The following is a 16,678-nucleotide window of genomic DNA, read 5'->3' as shown; positions in this document are numbered from 1 at the left end:
AGGGTTTGAAGGAAAAGAGCATGAACGAACTGACCAACTTCGCCAATCCGGTCGCCAAGCCGGAAACGTTCGACCAGATCAAGATCGGCATCGCCTCTCCCGAGCGCATCCGTTCCTGGTCTTTCGGCGAGATCAAGAAGCCCGAGACGATCAACTACCGCACGTTCAAGCCCGAGCGTGACGGCCTGTTCTGCGCGCGCATCTTCGGTCCGATCAAGGATTACGAATGCCTGTGCGGCAAGTACAAGCGGATGAAGTATAAGGGCATCGTCTGCGAGAAGTGCGGCGTGGAAGTGACCGTGTCGAAGGTCCGCCGCGAGCGCATGGGCCATATCGAGCTGGCCGCGCCGGTCGCCCATATCTGGTTCCTGAAGTCGCTGCCGAGCCGCATCGGCCTGCTGCTCGACATGCAGCTGAAGCAGCTCGAGCGGATTCTCTATTTCGAATCCTATGTCGTCATCGAGCCGGGCCTGACCCCGCTCGAAAAGTATCAGCTCCTCACCGAAGACGAGCTGATCGAGGCACAGGACGAGCATGGCGAGGACGCCTTCTCCGCCGGCATCGGCGCCGAAGCGGTCAAGCAGATGCTGATCGACCTCGATCTCGAGGGCGAGCGTGAGGCCCTGCTCAAGGATCTCGCCGAGACCAAGTCGGAATTGAAGCCCAAGAAGATCATCAAGCGGCTGAAGGTCGTCGAAAGCTTCCTCGAATCCGGCAACCGTCCGGAGTGGATGATCCTCGACGTCGTTCCGGTGATCCCGCCCGAGCTGCGCCCGCTGGTGCCGCTGGACGGCGGCCGCTTCGCGACCTCGGACTTGAATGATCTCTATCGTCGCGTGATCAACCGCAACAACCGCTTGAAGCGGCTGATGGAGCTGCGCGCGCCGGACATCATCGTCCGCAACGAAAAGCGCATGCTGCAGGAAGCGGTCGACGCCCTGTTCGACAATGGCCGCCGCGGCCGCACCATCACCGGTGCCAACAAGCGTCCGCTGAAGTCGCTGTCCGACATGCTGAAGGGCAAGCAGGGCCGCTTCCGCCAGAATCTGCTCGGCAAGCGCGTCGACTATTCCGGCCGCTCGGTCATCGTCACCGGTCCGGAGCTCAAGCTCCACCAGTGCGGCCTGCCGAAGAAGATGGCGCTCGAGCTGTTCAAGCCGTTCATCTACTCGCGGCTCGACGCCAAGGGTCTCTCCATGACCCTGAAGCAGGCGAAGAAGTGGGTCGAGAAGGAGCGCAAGGAAGTCTGGGACATTCTCGACGAGGTGATCCGCGAGCATCCGGTGCTGCTGAACCGCGCGCCGACGCTCCACCGCCTCGGCATCCAGGCGTTCGAGCCGGTGCTGATCGAGGGCAAGGCGATCCAGCTTCACCCGCTGGTCTGCGCCGCGTTCAACGCCGACTTCGACGGCGATCAGATGGCCGTGCACGTTCCGCTGAGCCTCGAGGCCCAGCTCGAAGCGCGCGTGCTGATGATGTCGACCAACAACATCCTGTCGCCCGCCAACGGCAAGCCGATCATCGTTCCGTCGCAGGACATGGTCCTCGGTCTCTATTACCTCTCGCTGGAGCGTGAGGGTGAGCCGGGCGAAGGCGCCCTGCTGTCCGACATGCAGGAAGTCCACCAGGCGCTGAACGCCGGCGCGGTCACCCTGCATACCAAGATCGTCAGCCGCGTTCCGCAGACCGACGAGCAGGGCAAGCAGTACATGAAGCGCTTCGAGACGACGCCGGGCCGCATGTTGCTGGGCGAGACGCTCCCGAAGAGCCACAAGGTGCCGTTCGAGACCGTCAACCGCCTGCTGACCAAGAAGGAGATCGGCGACGTCATCGACACCGTCTATCGCCACACCGGTCAGAAGGAGACGGTGCTGTTCGCGGACGCGATCATGGGCCTCGGCTTCCGTCACGCCTTCCGCGCCGGCATTTCGTTCGGCAAGGACGACATGATCATCCCGCACGAGAAGGTTGCTCTGGTCGACGAGACCCGTGCACTCGTGAAGGATTACGAGCAGCAGTATCAGGACGGCCTGATCACCCAGCAGGAAAAGTACAACAAGGTGATCGACGCCTGGAGCCGCTGTGGCGACCAGGTCGCGAATGCCATGATGGAAAAGATCAAGGCGCAGCCCAAGGACGAGAATGGCCGCATGGCCCAGATCAACTCCATCTACATGATGGCGCATTCTGGTGCCCGTGGTTCGCAGGCGCAGATGAAGCAGCTTGCCGGCATGCGCGGCCTCATGGCCAAGCCGTCGGGCGAGATCATCGAGACGCCGATCATCTCGAACTTCAAGGAAGGTCTGACCGTCCTCGAATACTTCAACTCCACCCACGGCGCCCGCAAGGGTCTGGCCGACACCGCGCTCAAGACGGCGAATTCGGGCTATCTGACCCGCCGTCTGGTCGACGTCAGCCAGGATTGCGTGATCGTCGAGGAGGATTGCGGGACCGAGAATGCACTCGAGATGCGCGCCATCGTCCAGGGCGGCGCGGTCATCGCCTCGCTTGGCGAGCGCATCCTCGGCCGGACTCCCTCCGCCGACATCGTCGACGAGAAGACCGGTACCGTGCTGGCCAAGGAAGGCGAACTGATCGACGAGGCCGGTGCCTTGAAGATCGACGAGCTCGGCGTGCAGGCGGTCAAGATCCGCTCGCCGCTGATCTGCGAAAGCGAGCACGGCGTCTGCGGCAAGTGCTACGGGCGCGATCTTGCCCGCGGCACGCCGGTCAACATCGGCGAGGCGGTCGGCGTGATCGCCGCCCAGTCGATCGGTGAGCCGGGCACGCAGCTGACCATGCGCACCTTCCACATCGGCGGTGCCGCCCAGCTCAACGAGACCTCGAACCTCGAGGCCACGGTGGACGGCACGATCGAGCTTCGCGACCTGCCGACGATCGTCGATCCGCGCGGCCGCCGCGTCGCGATGGCCCGCAACGGCGAACTTGCGATCGTCGACATGGACGGCCGCGAGCGCTCGTCGCACCGTATCCCCTACGGCGCGCACCTGATGGTCGATCATGGGCACATCGTGAACAAGGGCGATCGGATCGCCGAGTGGGATCCGTTCATGATGCCGGTGATTACCGAAAAGGGTGGTATCGTGAAGTTCCAGGATCTGATCGAGGGCAAGACGCTCGCCGAGCAGACCGACGAAGCCACTGGTATTGCCCAGCGCATCGTCACCGAGTTCCGCGGTTCGGCCCGTTCGAAGGAGGATCTGCGTCCGCGCATCACCCTTCTCGACGAGCAGAGCGGCGAGGCTGCCCGCTACATGCTGGCTCCGGGTGCGATGATGTCGGTCGAGGACGGTCAGCGCGTGCAGGGCGGCGAAGTGCTTGCCCGCGTGTCGCGCGAAGCCGCCAAGACCCGCGACATCACCGGCGGTCTGCCGCGCGTCGCCGAGCTCTTCGAGGCCCGCAAGCCGAAGGAGAATGCGATCATCGCCAAGGTCTCGGGCCGGGTCGCGTTCGGCAAGGACTATAAGGCCAAGCGCAAGATCGCGATCATCCCGGACGACGGGTCGGATCCGGTCGAGTATCTGGTGCCCAAGTCGAAGGTCATCGACGTGCAGGAAGGCGATTTCGTCAAGCGCGGCGACAACCTCATCGGCGGCAGCCCGGATCCGCACGACATCCTCGAGGTGCTCGGCGTGGTTGCTCTGGCCGAATATCTGGTCTCGGAAATCCAGGAAGTTTATCGACTCCAGGGCGTTAAGATCAACGACAAGCACATCGAGACGATCGTCCGTCAGATGCTGCAGAAGGTCGAGATCACCGACGGCGGGGACACCACCCTGCTGGCCGGCGAGCAGGTCGATCTGCAGGAAATGCGCGACATCAACGCCAAGCTGAACCCGAAGCAGCGCCCGGCCGAAGGCAAGCCGGTCCTGCTCGGAATCACCAAGGCGTCGCTCCAGACCCGCAGCTTCATCTCGGCCGCCTCCTTCCAGGAGACCACCCGGGTGCTCACCGAAGCCTCGGTCCAGGGCAAGATCGACACGCTCGACGGCCTCAAGGAGAATGTCATCGTCGGCCGCCTGATCCCGGCGGGCACCGGCGCCGGCATGAACCGCTACCGGATCGCCGCCACCAGCCGCGACGCCGCGCTCCGCGCGCAGCATCGCTCGCTGCAGGAGAGCCTCTACGCGCCGAACAGCGCCGCCGAGGAGCATGCAGCGGAACTGGCCCAGGGTCCGGAAGCCGCGATCGGCAACGATCCGCTCGGCGATGTCACCCCGAGCGGCCACGGCACCGACGCCGATGCAGGCGAATATCTGCAGAGCTGAGGCGCGCGTCGTCGCAGAATGAGAAAAGGCCCCGTCGGAGCGATCCGGCGGGGCCTTTCCTTTGGGGCGCCCCGCCTCCCATGAAGTCAAAGCCCTATCGTCAGGGGAGTTAGCTGGATTTTACTGCCATGAAGATTGCGATTGCCCTGTTCATCCTGGCCCTGATGATCCTGCCCGCCGTCGCCCGCATCCGCATCAAGCTCGACCGCGGCCGCCGCGCGCCGAGGGTCCAGGACGGCTCAGAGGTCCTCCCCGCACGCCGGGAGGGGGACCGCCTGCAAGACGGTGGAGGGGGCTCCGAGACCCACTAAGCGCACGCCATGAGGGTTGGGCGGATCCGCCCCCAAGCGGTTCCCCTCCCCCGCATAAGCGGCTATTCGCGCCGCAATGGACGTGACCGGCCTTCGCATTGCCCTGTTCAGCGGCAACTACAATTACGTGCGCGACGGCGCCAACCAGGCGCTCAACAGGCTGGTCGAATATCTGCTGCGCCAGGGTGTCGCGGTGCGGATCTATTCGCCGACGGTGGCCGAGCCGGCGCTGCCGCCGATGGGCGACCTCGTCTCGATCCCCTCCTTCGCCATTCCCGGACGGCCCGAATATCGCTTCCCCCTGCCGATCCCGCGCCGGGTCAAGCGCGACATCGAGGCGTTCGCGCCCAACATCTTCCACGTCGCCAGCCCCGACATGCTCGGCCACGATGCAGTCAGGTTCGCGCGCCGGCTCGGCAGGCCCGCCGTCGCCTCGGTCCACACCCGCTTCGAGACTTATGCCCGTTATTACGGCTTCGGCTTCGTCGAGCCGGTGATCGAGGCCATGCTGCGCCGCTTCTACCGGCGCTGCGACGCGATCTTCGCGCCCTCCGACTCGATGGCGCAATTGCTGCTCCAGCAGCGGATGAACTACAATGTCGGCATTTGGACCCGCGGCATCGATCGCGCCGTGTTCAACCCGGGCCGGCGCGATCTAGACTGGCGGCGCGGCTTCGGCATCGAGGACGACATGCCGGTGATCGGCTTCGTCGGCCGGCTGGTGATGGAAAAGGGCCTGGATGTCTTCTCCGACACGATCGACCAGCTGACCGCGCGCGGCGTCCGGCACAAGGTACTGGTCGTCGGCAAGGGCCCGGCCGACGAATGGTTCGCCCAGCGCCTGCCCTCGGCGGTGTTCGCCGGCTTCCAGGAAGGGCCGGATCTCGGCCGCGCCGTGGCGTCGATGGACATGCTGTTCAATCCCTCGGTGACCGAGACGTTCGGCAACGTCACCCTGGAGGCGATGGCGGCCGGCCTGCCCGTGGTCGCGGCAATCGCCACCGGCAGCGCCAGCCTGGTCGAGGACGGCGTCACCGGCCGTCTCGTGCCCGCCGAAGAGATCGAAACCTTCGCGCAGGCGCTCGCTTACTATTGCGACCATGCCGACGCGCGCCGCGAAGCCGGCCGCGCCGGCTGCGAGGCCAGCCGCTGCTTCGGCTGGGACGAGGTCAACCAGGCGCTGGTCGACGGCTACCTCCGCGTGGTCCGCGAACGCGCCGCCGGCAAGATGCCGCGCTGAGCGGGTCTCGCGCATAAGGAAAGAGAAGGCTTCGACAGGCTCAGCCCGAACGGCAATGGGAGCGAGGCCCTTAGTCGGGCGCGCCGCCCCCCTCATCCCGTTGGGGCTGAGCTTGCCGAAGCCCTCTCCTTCCGAGCTGAAGACGCAGCGACAGGACCGAAAGCCTCAGTCCTCGAACGCCTCCACCTCGATCCGCTTACCCAGCAGGAAGGCGTCGGCGGTGAGACGCAAGGGGGCGAGATCGACATGGCTTTTGGCGCCGGCGACCAGCTCGGCGAAATGGGCGTAGATGCCGGGATATTCACCGTGGCCGGGGGCGACCAGCTCCTGGCCGCCGACGCTGAGATGGGAGCCGCCCTCGCTGAGCAACAGCATCTCGCCGGCCGCCTCGACCTCGATGTTCCAGGCCTCGCCGCCGCTGTGCCGCCAGTCGAACTCGGCGGTGACCGCGCCGGTCGCGGCCGGACTGGTCAGGTCGAGCCTGGCCGCGATCGGCGTGTCGCGATTGGCCGGGAACAGCAATTCGGCCCCGCGCAGGATCAAAGTGCCGGGAAAGATCTTGCTGGCGATGGACAGCGCGTTGATGCCGGGATCGAACACGCCGAAGCCGCCCGGCGCCCAGATCCATTGCTGGCCGGGATGCCATTCCCGCACGTCCTCGCGCCAGACGATGCGCATCGCGTCGATCGTCTTGCCCGCGAGCCGCTCGGCCGCCGCTTCCACTGCAGGATTGTACTGGGCATGCCATGTCGTGAACAGGCTGACGCCCTTCGCAGCTGCGATACGGACCAGCTCCTCGCACTCGCCAAGGGTAACGCCGGGCGGCTTTTCGAGCAGGCTGTGCAGACCCGCATCGAGGCAGGTGCGGGCAATGTCGTAGCGCACAGAGGGCGGCGTGCAGATCGCCACGGCATCGACTTTGGGGCCGGACGCGAGCAGGTCCTCCACGCTGCCGAAGCAGGCGACGCCCTCCGGCGCCCCCGACGAGCGGCTGACCGTTGCGACCAGCTCGAAGCTACCATTGGCAGCGATCGAGGGAACGTGCTGGTCCTGGGCGATCTTGCCGTAGCCGACGATGGCGATTCGGATCGGCGCCATCAGCCCCGCGCTCCGGCGACATAGGCGCGCGCCTTGTCGGCGGTCTCGGCGGCGGACTGGCCGGGCTTGTAGAGGCCGGAGCCGAGCCCGAAGCCTTCCGCCCCGGCGTCGACCCAAGGTCGCATGGTGTCGGGACCGACACCGCCGACGGCGAGCACGGGCACATGCTTGGGCAATACCGCCTTGTGCGCCTTGATCACGGCCGGTGTCGCCGCTTCGGCCGGGAACAGCTTGAGCCCGGTCGCGCCGGCGCGGACCGCCTCGAACGCCTCGGATGGGGTGAAATAGCCGGGAAGCGAGATGAGGCCGGCCTCTGCCGACGCCTCGATCACCGGCGCGTAGGTGTTGGGCGAGACGATCACCCGGCCGCCGATCGCGTGCACCCGGCGCACGTCCTCAGGATCGAGCACCGTTCCCGCGCCGATTACGGCGTCGTCGCCGAGCAGCCTGACCAGCCGTTCGATGCTGGCGAACGGATCGGGCGAGTTGAGCGGTACCTCGATGATCCGAATACCCGCCTCGAAGATCGCCGCGCCGACCGCCTCGGCGTCGGCGGGAGTGATCCCGCGGATGATCGCGATCAGCGGGCTCTCGGCAAGCTTCGCCTTCAGAAGATCGAGTGCAGTCGTCATTGTACAAGCTCCGCAAGATGCCGCGCACCGCCCAGGAACGCCGTTTCGCCGTCGACTTCGCGCGCCGTTCGCCCGGCGATGCGGAGCGCGGCCGCGAACAGAGAGGTAAGCTCGGGCCGGCCCATCGCAACCACCTCCGCCTGTTCCGCCAGCGCCAGGCCGGCGCGGACGTCGGCGCCGATCAACAGCCCGCTGGTGAAGGAGGCGGCATCCTCGCGCGCCGCTTTGCCGAGCAGGACGCGGGCGCGGACCGAGAACAGCTCGGCGGTGATGTGCGGGGTGTCGAGGCCACGGCGAACGCCCGCCTCGAACGCCGGATTGATGCCGGCGGGCAGGGCCAACAGATCGGCGAGAATGGAATTGCCTTTGAGCAGGTTGAACAGCTCGCCGGTCATCACCGTTCGAAAGGTGCGGATCCGGCCATCCTCGAGCCGGATCCATTTGTTGTGGGTTCCCGGATGGCAGACGATCGCGTCCGCCGGTACCAGCCCTTCGGCATAGGCGCCGAGGATCTGGACCTCCTCGCCGCGCATCACGTCGGCTTCGTCCCCGTCGGAGAAGCAGACGCCCGGAACGATCGCGGTGCGGCCGGGCTCGACCCATTGCAAGTTCCGCGCGAGCTCCGGCAGCCCGGCCGGACACGGCACATAGGGCGCCTCCACCCAGCCGCGATTGGAACCGATCATCCCGGCCATCAGCATCGGCAGATCGCCAAGCCGCTCCCGCAGTTGCGCCACCGCAGCGTCGAAGCCGCCGGCCTCGACGGAGAGGATGCCGAGATCATCCTCCATCTCGTCCTCGAGCGTGCCGCCCGGGCCGACACGATAGCCGCGGCGGTTGGTCGTTCCCCAATCGACGGCGATGAAGTTCTCAGCCCAGCGCATCCATTCCCTTTCGATCAGCCGTCCAACGCTGAAGCGTCGAAAGCGTCGCAAGGCAAGCGCGAAAGCGGCTAACGGGCGGCGGGCGGAGGCGACGGCGCGGCGGTGCGGACCACCGGCGTGGCGGCCGCGACCGGGACATCGGTATTGACCGGGATCGCAGCCACGGGGGCTGCCGGCGCCACCCCCAACGGTGCGACGTTGAAGATGCGCCCGATCAGCGCCTCGAGCGCATTGAACACCGCCTCGACCCCGAAGCCGGCGACGAACGAGATCGCCGAGCTCGACAGCGCGACCGGCCCGAGCAGAGCGAGGTCTGTGCCGCCCTCGTCGTTGGGTCCGGCGATGAACAGGCCGATACAGGCGCCGAGGACGGCGCCGAGGGCGAGCTGCTGCAGCGACAGCTGGCGGTCGCGCGGGCTGAGCAGGCTGCCCTTCATCTTGCGCGACAGCGAGCGGACGATCGCGGCGGCGGCGCCGATCAGCCCGTAGAAGACCGGCAGCACGGCGGTGGCGAGGGTGTTGAGCGTCCAGCGGGCGGTGGTCTCGTTGCCCCAGAACAGCGCCCAGGTGTCGAGGCCCTGCCGCGCCTGGCTGCGCACCCGGCGCGCATCGATCAGTGCCATGCAGGCTTCGGCAAGCGCGCCGTTCCGCTCGGTACGGGCGGCGGCGCGAGCGCAGTCGACCGGCGCCGGGGCGGCACCAGCGCCGCGCTGCGAGACCGAGGCGCCGGCGCTGCTGACCCTGAGCTCGGCGGCCTGCACCGCGCGATCCGCGGTCGCCATGTCGGCGAGCGCGGCATTGCCGAGCGCCGCATACCAGGACAGTAGGCAGGTCAGCGCCAGGATCAGCACCAGGACGAAGCCCATGGTCCGCATCCAGGCGCGGAACTCCCGCGCCTTTTGCTGAAGGTCCGGATAGGCTTCGCGGGCGAGCGAACTGCGCGAATGGCTCGCCGCCCCGGGCGCGCCGAACACGCCGCCGAGCAGCCCGGGCTGACCTGCGTCTTCGTCCTGCGTAACCATCAGGGTGAAGGCGATGGTGGCGCCGCTCGCCGGCTTGGCGAGGCTGTTGAGATAGTCCTTGGCCCGGATCAGAAGGGCTGCCTGCTCCGCCTGGCCGGCGCTGCCGCTGCGGGCCTCGGGCGGCCAGGTGATGCGGCAGACCTGATCGAGCCAGTCCGTGTCGAGGCCCGTCGGGGGGTGGGCAGCGGCGAGTGCCGAGATGCTGATCTCGGGGCTCGCCGAAAGATTGTCGAGCAGGAGATGAACCTCGCTGCTGGTGCGCTCCAGGACATAGGCCCTTCGATCGTCGACGACCGTGCCGGCAGCCGGCGAGGTCTCGCTCTCTCCCTGCACACCCGGCATCGGCTTCTCCGTGACGTGTCCGGCTCCAAAGACATGGAGAGGATGACACCATCCTGCCCGAGCGACAAGCCGAGCGCCTCCGATCGCCGCACCGTGCAACTTTCCGGCGGCCCGCCCTTTTTAGGTGCGAGCCGGCGCCGTGGCGCTAGCCGCGGTGCCACGCCATCGTTACCGGCAGGCACCGACATCAAGGCCAGGGAGGAATCCATCGCCAACTTCATGTTCGCAACCGGGATCGAGAACTCCATCCCGACGATCAACAACGGCCGGACGCGGGTCGACCAGATGGAGGTGTGCGGCCACTATCGCCATTGGCGGACCGATTTCGACTGCGTCGAGGAGATCGGCATCCACTATTTGCGCTACGGGCCGCCGATCCACCGCACCTTCCTGGCGCCCGGCCACTACGACTGGGAATTCTCCGATCTGACCTTCGCCGATTTGAAGCGCCGCAACATCACGCCGATCGTCGACCTTTGCCATTTCGGCCTGCCCGACTGGATCGGCAATTTCCAGAACCCCGATTTCCCGCAGCTCTTCGCGACCTATGCCGGCGCGTTCGCGGATCGTTATCCGTGGGTGCAGCTCTACACCCCCGTCAACGAGATGTTCATCTGCGCGGTCTTCTCGGCCAAATATGGCTGGTGGAACGAACAGGCGACAGACGATCGATCGTTCGTCACCGCGCTCAAGCACATCGTCAAGGCGAATGTCCTCGCCATGATCGAGATCTTGAAGCGCCGCACCGATGCGATCTTCATCCAGTCGGAGAGCTCGGAATATTTCCACGCCGACAGTCCGGCCGCGATCGGCCCGGCCGAGATCATGAATTCGAAACGCTTCCTGACCCTCGACCTCAATTACGGCCGCCGAGTCGACAGCGAGATGTACGAGTTCCTGATGGACTGCGGCATGACGCGGGAGGAATATCACTTCTTCCTCGGCCAGCGGTTGAAGCAGCATTGCATCCTCGGCAACGATTATTACTGGACCAACGAGCATCGCGTGTTTGCCGACGGCCATACCGAGGCGAGCGGCGAAGTGTTCGGCTACAGCGAGATCACCCGCCAATATTACAACCGCTACAATCTGCCGGTGATGCACACCGAGACCAATCTGAAGGAAGGGCCGAAGGGCGACGAGGCGGTTCACTGGCTGTGGAAGGAATGGGCCAACGTGCTCAGGATCCGCAACGTCGGCATCCCGACCGTCGGCTTCACCTGGTATTCGCTGACCGATCAGGTGGACTGGGACACGGCGCTGCGCGAGCAGAACGGCAACGTCAATCCGCTCGGCCTGTTCGACCTCGATCGCAACATCCGCAACGTCGGCAAGGCCTACAAGAAGCTGATCCAGGACTGGGGCGACGTGCTGCCCGCGTCCAGCCTCTGCCTGACCGTTCCGATCGTGCCGCCGTCGCAATGGGGCCGCGCGCCGGAACGCGAACAGCAGGCCGATGCCCGCCGCTGGCCGGTGCTCGCCACCGAATCCGCATTGCCGGAGAATGAAGCATGAAGATCGCCCGCATCGAAACCTTTCACGTGCCGCCGCGGTGGCTGTTCGTCAGGATCGAAAGCGACGATGGCGCGGTCGGCTGGGGCGAGGCCAGCCTTGAAGGCTGGGCGGAAGCGGTCGACGGCGCCTTCGAGGCGCTGAAAGACCGGTTCATCGGCCACGATCCTTATCGCATCGAGGACATCTGGCAGATCGCCTATCGCGGCGGCTTCTATCGTGGCGGCCCGGTGCTGATGTCGGCGCTCTCCGGCCTCGATCAGGCGCTCTGGGACTTGAAGGGCAAAGCGCTCGGCCTTCCCGCCTGGCAGATGATGGGCGGTCGCGTGCGCGACCGTATCCGCGCTTATGCCTGGATCGGCGGTGACCGTCCCGACGACGTCGCAAGCGCCTGCGAAGTGCGCAAGAGCCAGGGTTTCTCGGCGGTGAAGATGAACGCCACCGCCGAACTCGACTGGATCGGAACGCCCAAATTGTTCGACGAGGTCATCGCCCGGGTCGAAGCCGCGCAGGGCGCGGGCATGGACGTCGGCCTCGATTTCCACGGCCGGGTGCACCGGCCGATGGCGAAGCAGCTCGCCAAGGTGCTCGAGCCGCTCGGCCTACTGTTCATCGAGGAACCGTTGCTGTCGGAAAATCCGGAAGGGCTCGCCGATATCGCCGCTCTGGTGTCGACCCCGATCGCGCTTGGAGAGCGGCTGTTCAGCCGCTGGGACTTCAAGCCCTTCTTCGAACGCGGTGCGGTGGACATCATCCAGCCCGATCTCAGCCACGCCGGCGGGCTCAGCGAATGCCGCAGGATTGCGTCGATGGCCGAGGCCTATGACGTGGCGGTGGCGCCGCACTGCCCGCTCGGGCCGCTGGCGCTGGCAGCCTGCCTGCAGCTCGCCGCCAACGCGCCCAACGTGGCGATCCAGGAAATGTCGCTCGGCATCCACTACAATGTCGGCCACGACCTTCTCGAATTCCTCACGGACAAGGAGGTGCTGACGCCGATCGACGGCTATCTGCCCGTCCCGGAGAAACCGGGCCTCGGTATCACCATCGACGAGGATGCGGTGCGCGAGGCGCACAAAGATCGCCACCGCTGGCGCAATCCGATCTGGCGCCAGAAGGATGGAAGCTTCGCCGAATGGTGATGGCCATTCGGCGCGCTCTTGCGAAGACGCTGCCTCCGCCCCCCGGCGAGCGCAGCGCTTCGCGGATCGTCAGGCGACGATGCGCAGCTGACGGGTCGGCCGGTTCGACACGGCACAGAAACCGAGCTCGTTCTCGAAACGAGCCGCTTCACGGTCACGTGATTCCCGATAGGCCTCGGCGTAGCGGGCGTCGCACTCGGCCTCTTCCGCCGTTTGCGGGCGCATGAAGCTGACGCAGAGATGACGTCCGAAGACATCGTCGCCGCGCATCTTGACCTGCGCTTCGCCGGTCTGCGGCAGGCTGTCGCGAACTTCGACGAGACGCGCAATCAGCGCATCGAGCGTGCCATGGTCCTTGATCTCAAGAAAATCTTTAACAAGCTTACTCATTGGACTTACCCCTCCCCGGATTCTCCTGGGCCCGAAAATAACCCGGAGCGGATTCCGCTCGCAAGGCCAAGTTGCACTTTTATCCACAAGAGAGTTTCAATCCGCTGAACGCCCCCGTAAGCGGCTTGAAATATGACCGATGATTCCCGCCCGATCCTCTCTTCCGACACCCTCACGCTGGTGCTGGCGCCCGCATGGGGAGGCAGCATCGCACGATTTGATTACCGCAGTCCCGAAAAAGGGGACATACCGGTATTTCGCGGACTTGACGCGGATCAGAAAAGCATTCTCGACTCTGCGAGTTTCCCGCTGGTCCCTTTCGTGAATCGGATCCGAGACGGACGGTTCAGCTTCCGGGGCCGTGAGGTCAGCCTCAGCCTCAACCTTCCGGGCGAAGCAAGCCCCCTCCACGGGCAGGGCTGGACCTCGCCTTGGCAGGTGGTGAGGCTCGAGGACAGAAGCGCCGAGCTGGTGTTCGAGCACAGCCCGGGCGAGTGGCCCTGGGCCTATGAGGCGCGGCAGATCTTCACGCTGGACGATGGCGGCCTCACCATGGTCCTGCGCTGCACCAACCGATCCGACGCGCCGATGCCCTGCGGCCTTGGCCACCATCCCTATTTTCCGTGCACAACCGAGACCCGGCTCGACACCGAAGTCGAGAGCGTCTGGACGATCGACGACAAGGTCCTGCCGGTCGAGAAGGTGTGGGCCGAAGGCCGCTACGACCTCAAGGATCGCCCGGTCTGCGGCCAGGATCTCGATCACGGCTTCGGCGGCTGGGGCGGAACCGCCCGGATCTCGGATCCCGCCCGTCCCCTCCGGATCGAGGTCCGTTCGGACGATGCCAAATTCTTCCAGCTCTATTCGCCGGCAGAGGGCGGCATCTTCGTCGCCGAGCCGGTCACCCATGCCAATGCGGCGCTCAACGAGCCGGAAGGCCTCTGGCCGGAGCTCGGCATCAAGGTGCTCGATCCCGGCGAGAGCATGAGCCTAACCATGCGCGTGGACGTCATTCCGGTTTGACGGACCCGCTCTGACCGCCTTGCGCCGTTCTGGCTGAGCTTGTCGAAGCCCTCTTCTTCCTGTCATTACGAGACCAAAGAGGGGGCTTCGACAAGCTCAGCCCGAACGGGTCATGAAGCGAACGGATCGCTCAATAAGCCGGCTTCAGCAGGCCCTCGATCGTGTGATGCTGGACCACCGTTTCGAGCGTGTCCACGATCCGGTAGGTGAGGTGTTCCCGCACCCGCGGCGGCAGGCTGTCCAGATAGGCCGGCGTGACCTGGAGATCGTGATGCGCCGCGTTGGCCGCGTCCGGGGCATCAACCCCCACCACCAATACCGGCCGCGGCTGATCGGACCGGTTCGCGGTGCCGCGATGGATTGTGAGCGCCGAGCGGGCCGACATGTCGCCCATCTGCGGCAGTTTCGCTTGCGCCCGGCCGATGTAGCGCGGCCAAGTCTCGCGTGGCGGGAACATGCCCTTAGGACAGCCTTCGAACTGATCCCATTGCGTCCCGGGGGCGATTTCGAACGGACCCATTTCGGGAATGGTGTCGACAGCCGTCAGATTGAAGGCGAGCGAATTGAGCCGCCGCCCGCGCGTGGTTGCTTCCGGCACGGCGAAGTCGCGATGCCAGGGCTGGTCGGCAGCGCCCGGGAACGGAATGTCGAAGCCGACTTCGACGATCCGGTAGTCGGGGCCGAGCACCGCTTCGGACACTGCGACGAACCAGGGATGGGTGGCGATGTCGACGAACCCGCTGATACGTTCAGGCGGCACTTCGACGTACCAGCGTTGCGGTCCTCGCGGCAGCGCTCCGCCCCGCACCGCCTGTGCCTCGGCGAACAGGGTATCAATATCCTCGCGCATGCGCTGCGCCCACGCGCGCGGGAACGCACCCTTCAAAGCGATGATGCCGTCACCATAAAGGCCTCGCAGGATGTCCGCGGGCTCGTAATCCTGGGCTTCGCTCCGCACCGCCGTCGCCATCGTCCACTCCTCGCCACCGGCCTAGGAAGTAACGACTTTCTTCCGGCTGTACGAGCCGCATCACGACGAAACGAAGATCGTCTAAGCCGAACCCTGCTCCAGCCCGGCAAGGCGCGCGGGGAGCTCACGCTCGGCCCGGCGAAAGGCGGGTTCGTCGTCGACGTCGACCCACCAGCCATCGCCGATGTCGAAGGTGAAGGCGGCACCGGCGTCGGCGAGTTTGGCAACGCCTTCCGACAGGCTGCCGCTGCCGCCGCTCTCGATCGACAGCAACAAGGCGGCGAGCAGATCGGGCCCGGCGACGAAGATGCCGGTATCGACCGCATCGTAATCGTCGAGCGCCTTGCCGATGCCGACGATCCGCGCCTCCGCCCCAAGCTTGATCTTGGTGGCATCGTCGAGATCGAGATCCGGCCGATCGACCCGATAATCGGCACCGAGGGTCAGCGCGGCATCGGAACGCAGTGCCGCCACCAGCCGGCGCAGGATGTCTGGATCGAACAAATGGTCGGACATCAGCAGGATGAACGGATCGTCGCCGAGCGCTTCGGCCGCCCGCAGCACCGAGACGCCGTTGGGCCGCGCCCAGTCGAGGTTGCGGACGCAGGTTACCTTGAGGCGGAGACGGCCCTGCAGCTTCTCAAGGAAGGCTTCCACCCCCTCAGCTTCATAGCCTGTGACGACGATGAACTCGGTCGCGCCGCCGGCTGCGGCGAGACGGATGACATGCTCGATCAAGGGCGCGCCGGCGACGGCGGCGAGCGGCTTCGACGGGGCCATGGCGCGGAGCCGCGTCCCCTGACCCGCCGCAATGATCAGGCACTTCACCGGGCCGTGCGCTTTTTGCTTTCCATCGCGCGCCTTTAGAACGAGAGACGCGGCCGAGACGAGCGGAAAAGAGCAGGATGGCGCGCGCCGGCAATATGGACACGATTGCAGAACCACAGGCGCAAAGTCCGTTCAAGGCGCGGCCGGAAGAGCTCGAGGACGGGCTGAACCGCACGATCTACCACCCCTTGTCGCGCCGGCTCGCGCTGATCCTGCAGCACAGTCCGATCACGCCGAACATGGTGTCGGTGACCAGCGGTCTCTCGATCGCCGCCGCCGCTTATTGCTATACGTCGGTGGCGGGCGCGACCGGCGTTCTCGTCGGATTGTTCCTTCACATCCTCTGGCATGTCTTCGACGGTGCTGACGGCGATCTCGCCCGCCTGACCGGCAAGACGTCGCCGCTCGGCGAGATGATCGACGGCCTCGCCGATTATCTCGGCCACGTCATCCTCTACACGGCGCTTGCCTGGCATGTCGGCGGCTGGATCTGGTTCGCGGCATTCGCCGCAGCCGGATCGCGGATCCTGCAGGCCAACCATATCGAGAGCGTGCGCCGGACTTATCTCTGGCGCGCTTACGGCGTGCCATGGCTCCGCCAGTCGAAGGAGCGGGTCGCCGAGCGCCCGGGCCTGACCGGAATTGCCCTTGGCGGGCTCGCTCGTCTCTACGTGTGGCTTGCAGGGAAACTCATCCCGCACAGCGCCCGCACCGATGCGATGGTAGAGCAGCTCGATGCCGATCCGGCTTCGCGCGATCGGGTGCGCAGCGTCTCGCGCCAGGTCGGCCGCCGCGCCCTCGCTTACCAGGCCTGGCTGGGCCCCAATCGCCGGACACTCCTGCTCGGCCTCAGCATGGCGCTCGGCAGCCCGCTATGGTTCTTCCTGTGGGAGGCGACGATCTTGAACCTGCTGCTTGCGCTCTCCGTCCGCCGTCAGCGCGAGGTCAATGCCGGCTTGCACGACGCCCTGGTCGCTCAATGATCTGAGGCAAGACGA

Annotated in this window: 14 protein-coding genes; 7 read left to right on the top strand and 7 right to left on the bottom strand. The window is 66.0% G+C overall.

Going from position 1 to position 16,678, the window contains the following annotated elements; all coding sequences use genetic code 11:
* The first annotated feature begins 20 nt into the window (after window positions 1–20).
* The 3 genes from rpoC to ETR14_RS18300 all read left to right on the top strand — a co-directional run bounded on the left by rpoC (window position 21) and on the right by ETR14_RS18300 (window position 5,840).
* On the top strand, window positions 21–4,289 hold the full coding sequence (rpoC, locus tag ETR14_RS18310) for a DNA-directed RNA polymerase subunit beta' (RefSeq protein ID WP_129387200.1): 4,269 nt from the start codon (window positions 21–23) through the stop codon (window positions 4,287–4,289).
* Between the two features lie 128 nt (window positions 4,290–4,417).
* Window positions 4,418–4,600 (top strand): hypothetical protein, encoded by a 183-nt coding sequence (locus ETR14_RS18305; protein ID WP_129387197.1) that lies wholly within the window; start codon window positions 4,418–4,420, stop codon window positions 4,598–4,600.
* Window positions 4,601–4,676: 76 nt separating this feature from the next.
* Window positions 4,677–5,840, top strand: a complete 1,164-nt coding sequence (locus ETR14_RS18300) for a glycosyltransferase family 1 protein (protein WP_129387194.1) — start codon at window positions 4,677–4,679, stop codon at window positions 5,838–5,840.
* A 165-nt stretch (window positions 5,841–6,005) separates the two neighbouring features.
* Here the strand turns inward: ETR14_RS18300 and ETR14_RS18295 are convergent, their stop codons facing one another.
* The 4 genes from ETR14_RS18295 to ETR14_RS18280 all read right to left on the bottom strand — a co-directional run bounded on the left by ETR14_RS18295 (window position 6,006) and on the right by ETR14_RS18280 (window position 9,818).
* Window positions 6,006–6,938, bottom strand: coding sequence for a Gfo/Idh/MocA family protein (locus ETR14_RS18295; RefSeq protein WP_129387191.1), 933 nt, complete (start codon window positions 6,936–6,938; stop codon window positions 6,006–6,008).
* Window positions 6,938–7,570, bottom strand: a complete 633-nt coding sequence (locus ETR14_RS18290; RefSeq protein ID WP_129387188.1) for a 2-dehydro-3-deoxy-6-phosphogalactonate aldolase — start codon at window positions 7,568–7,570, stop codon at window positions 6,938–6,940. The genes ETR14_RS18295 and ETR14_RS18290 overlap by 1 nt, the downstream gene beginning before the upstream one ends.
* A complete protein-coding gene (locus ETR14_RS18285; protein WP_129387185.1) occupies window positions 7,567–8,454 on the bottom strand; it encodes a 2-dehydro-3-deoxygalactonokinase in 888 nt (295 codons plus the stop codon). Before ETR14_RS18285 ends, ETR14_RS18290 begins: the two co-directional genes overlap by 4 nt.
* A gap of 68 nt (window positions 8,455–8,522) precedes the next feature.
* Window positions 8,523–9,818: a hypothetical protein gene (locus ETR14_RS18280; protein WP_129387182.1), complete on the bottom strand. Its 1,296-nt coding sequence runs from the start codon at window positions 9,816–9,818 to the stop codon at window positions 8,523–8,525.
* 15 nt (window positions 9,819–9,833) lie between these two features.
* Between ETR14_RS18280 and ETR14_RS18275 the strand changes: the two genes are divergently transcribed.
* Together ETR14_RS18275 and dgoD are read left to right on the top strand one after the other, a co-directional pair.
* Window positions 9,834–11,333 (top strand): family 1 glycosylhydrolase, encoded by a 1,500-nt coding sequence (locus tag ETR14_RS18275; protein ID WP_243455577.1) that lies wholly within the window; start codon window positions 9,834–9,836, stop codon window positions 11,331–11,333.
* A complete protein-coding gene (gene dgoD, locus ETR14_RS18270; RefSeq protein ID WP_129387176.1) occupies window positions 11,330–12,469 on the top strand; it encodes a galactonate dehydratase in 1,140 nt (379 codons plus the stop codon). Before ETR14_RS18275 ends, dgoD begins: the two co-directional genes overlap by 4 nt.
* 69 nt (window positions 12,470–12,538) lie before the next feature.
* Here dgoD and ETR14_RS18265 read toward each other — a convergent pair whose 3' ends face one another.
* Window positions 12,539–12,859, bottom strand: a complete 321-nt coding sequence (locus ETR14_RS18265; protein ID WP_129387173.1) for a hypothetical protein — start codon at window positions 12,857–12,859, stop codon at window positions 12,539–12,541.
* A gap of 132 nt (window positions 12,860–12,991) precedes the next feature.
* Here ETR14_RS18265 and ETR14_RS18260 point away from each other — a divergent pair, with 132 nt between their 5' ends.
* Window positions 12,992–13,882 (top strand): aldose 1-epimerase, encoded by an 891-nt coding sequence (locus ETR14_RS18260; RefSeq protein WP_129387170.1) that lies wholly within the window; start codon window positions 12,992–12,994, stop codon window positions 13,880–13,882.
* Window positions 13,883–14,012: 130 nt separating this feature from the next.
* On the opposite strand, the gene ETR14_RS18255 is transcribed toward ETR14_RS18260, so the two are convergent.
* Both ETR14_RS18255 and ETR14_RS18250 read right to left on the bottom strand, forming a co-directional pair.
* Complete coding sequence (locus tag ETR14_RS18255; protein WP_129387167.1) at window positions 14,013–14,852, bottom strand: phytanoyl-CoA dioxygenase family protein; 840 nt, start codon at window positions 14,850–14,852, stop codon at window positions 14,013–14,015.
* A gap of 81 nt (window positions 14,853–14,933) precedes the next feature.
* A complete protein-coding gene (locus ETR14_RS18250) occupies window positions 14,934–15,632 on the bottom strand; it encodes an NTP transferase domain-containing protein (RefSeq protein WP_243455576.1) in 699 nt (232 codons plus the stop codon).
* Window positions 15,633–15,757: 125 nt separating this feature from the next.
* On the opposite strand from ETR14_RS18250, the gene ETR14_RS18245 reads away from it, so the two are divergent.
* On the top strand, window positions 15,758–16,663 hold the full coding sequence (locus tag ETR14_RS18245; protein ID WP_129387161.1) for a CDP-alcohol phosphatidyltransferase family protein: 906 nt from the start codon (window positions 15,758–15,760) through the stop codon (window positions 16,661–16,663).
* Window positions 16,664–16,678 lie beyond the last annotated feature (15 nt).

This window comes from Sphingosinicella sp. BN140058 (assembly GCF_004135585.1).
GTDB lineage: Bacteria > Pseudomonadota > Alphaproteobacteria > Sphingomonadales > Sphingomonadaceae > Allosphingosinicella.
Note: the sequence above shows the minus strand (reverse complement) of the source record. Positions and strands in the feature narration are given on the sequence as shown.

Excerpts from the sequence above, each read along its gene's own strand:
- rpoC (WP_129387200.1), top strand. The coding sequence starts at position 21 with ATGAACGAACTGACCAACTTCGCCAATCCGGTCGCCAAGCCGGAAACG.
- ETR14_RS18305 (WP_129387197.1), top strand. The coding sequence starts at position 4,418 with ATGAAGATTGCGATTGCCCTGTTCATCCTGGCCCTGATGATCCTGCCC.
- ETR14_RS18300 (WP_129387194.1), top strand. The coding sequence starts at position 4,677 with ATGGACGTGACCGGCCTTCGCATTGCCCTGTTCAGCGGCAACTACAAT.
- ETR14_RS18295 (WP_129387191.1), bottom strand. The coding sequence starts at position 6,938 with ATGGCGCCGATCCGAATCGCCATCGTCGGCTACGGCAAGATCGCCCAG.
- ETR14_RS18290 (WP_129387188.1), bottom strand. The coding sequence starts at position 7,570 with ATGACGACTGCACTCGATCTTCTGAAGGCGAAGCTTGCCGAGAGCCCG.
- ETR14_RS18285 (WP_129387185.1), bottom strand. The coding sequence starts at position 8,454 with ATGCGCTGGGCTGAGAACTTCATCGCCGTCGATTGGGGAACGACCAAC.
- ETR14_RS18280 (WP_129387182.1), bottom strand. The coding sequence starts at position 9,818 with ATGCCGGGTGTGCAGGGAGAGAGCGAGACCTCGCCGGCTGCCGGCACG.
- dgoD (WP_129387176.1), top strand. The coding sequence starts at position 11,330 with ATGAAGATCGCCCGCATCGAAACCTTTCACGTGCCGCCGCGGTGGCTG.
- ETR14_RS18265 (WP_129387173.1), bottom strand. The coding sequence starts at position 12,859 with ATGAGTAAGCTTGTTAAAGATTTTCTTGAGATCAAGGACCATGGCACG.
- ETR14_RS18260 (WP_129387170.1), top strand. The coding sequence starts at position 12,992 with ATGACCGATGATTCCCGCCCGATCCTCTCTTCCGACACCCTCACGCTG.
- ETR14_RS18255 (WP_129387167.1), bottom strand. The coding sequence starts at position 14,852 with ATGGCGACGGCGGTGCGGAGCGAAGCCCAGGATTACGAGCCCGCGGAC.
- ETR14_RS18250 (WP_243455576.1), bottom strand. The coding sequence starts at position 15,632 with ATGGCCCCGTCGAAGCCGCTCGCCGCCGTCGCCGGCGCGCCCTTGATC.
- ETR14_RS18245 (WP_129387161.1), top strand. The coding sequence starts at position 15,758 with ATGGCGCGCGCCGGCAATATGGACACGATTGCAGAACCACAGGCGCAA.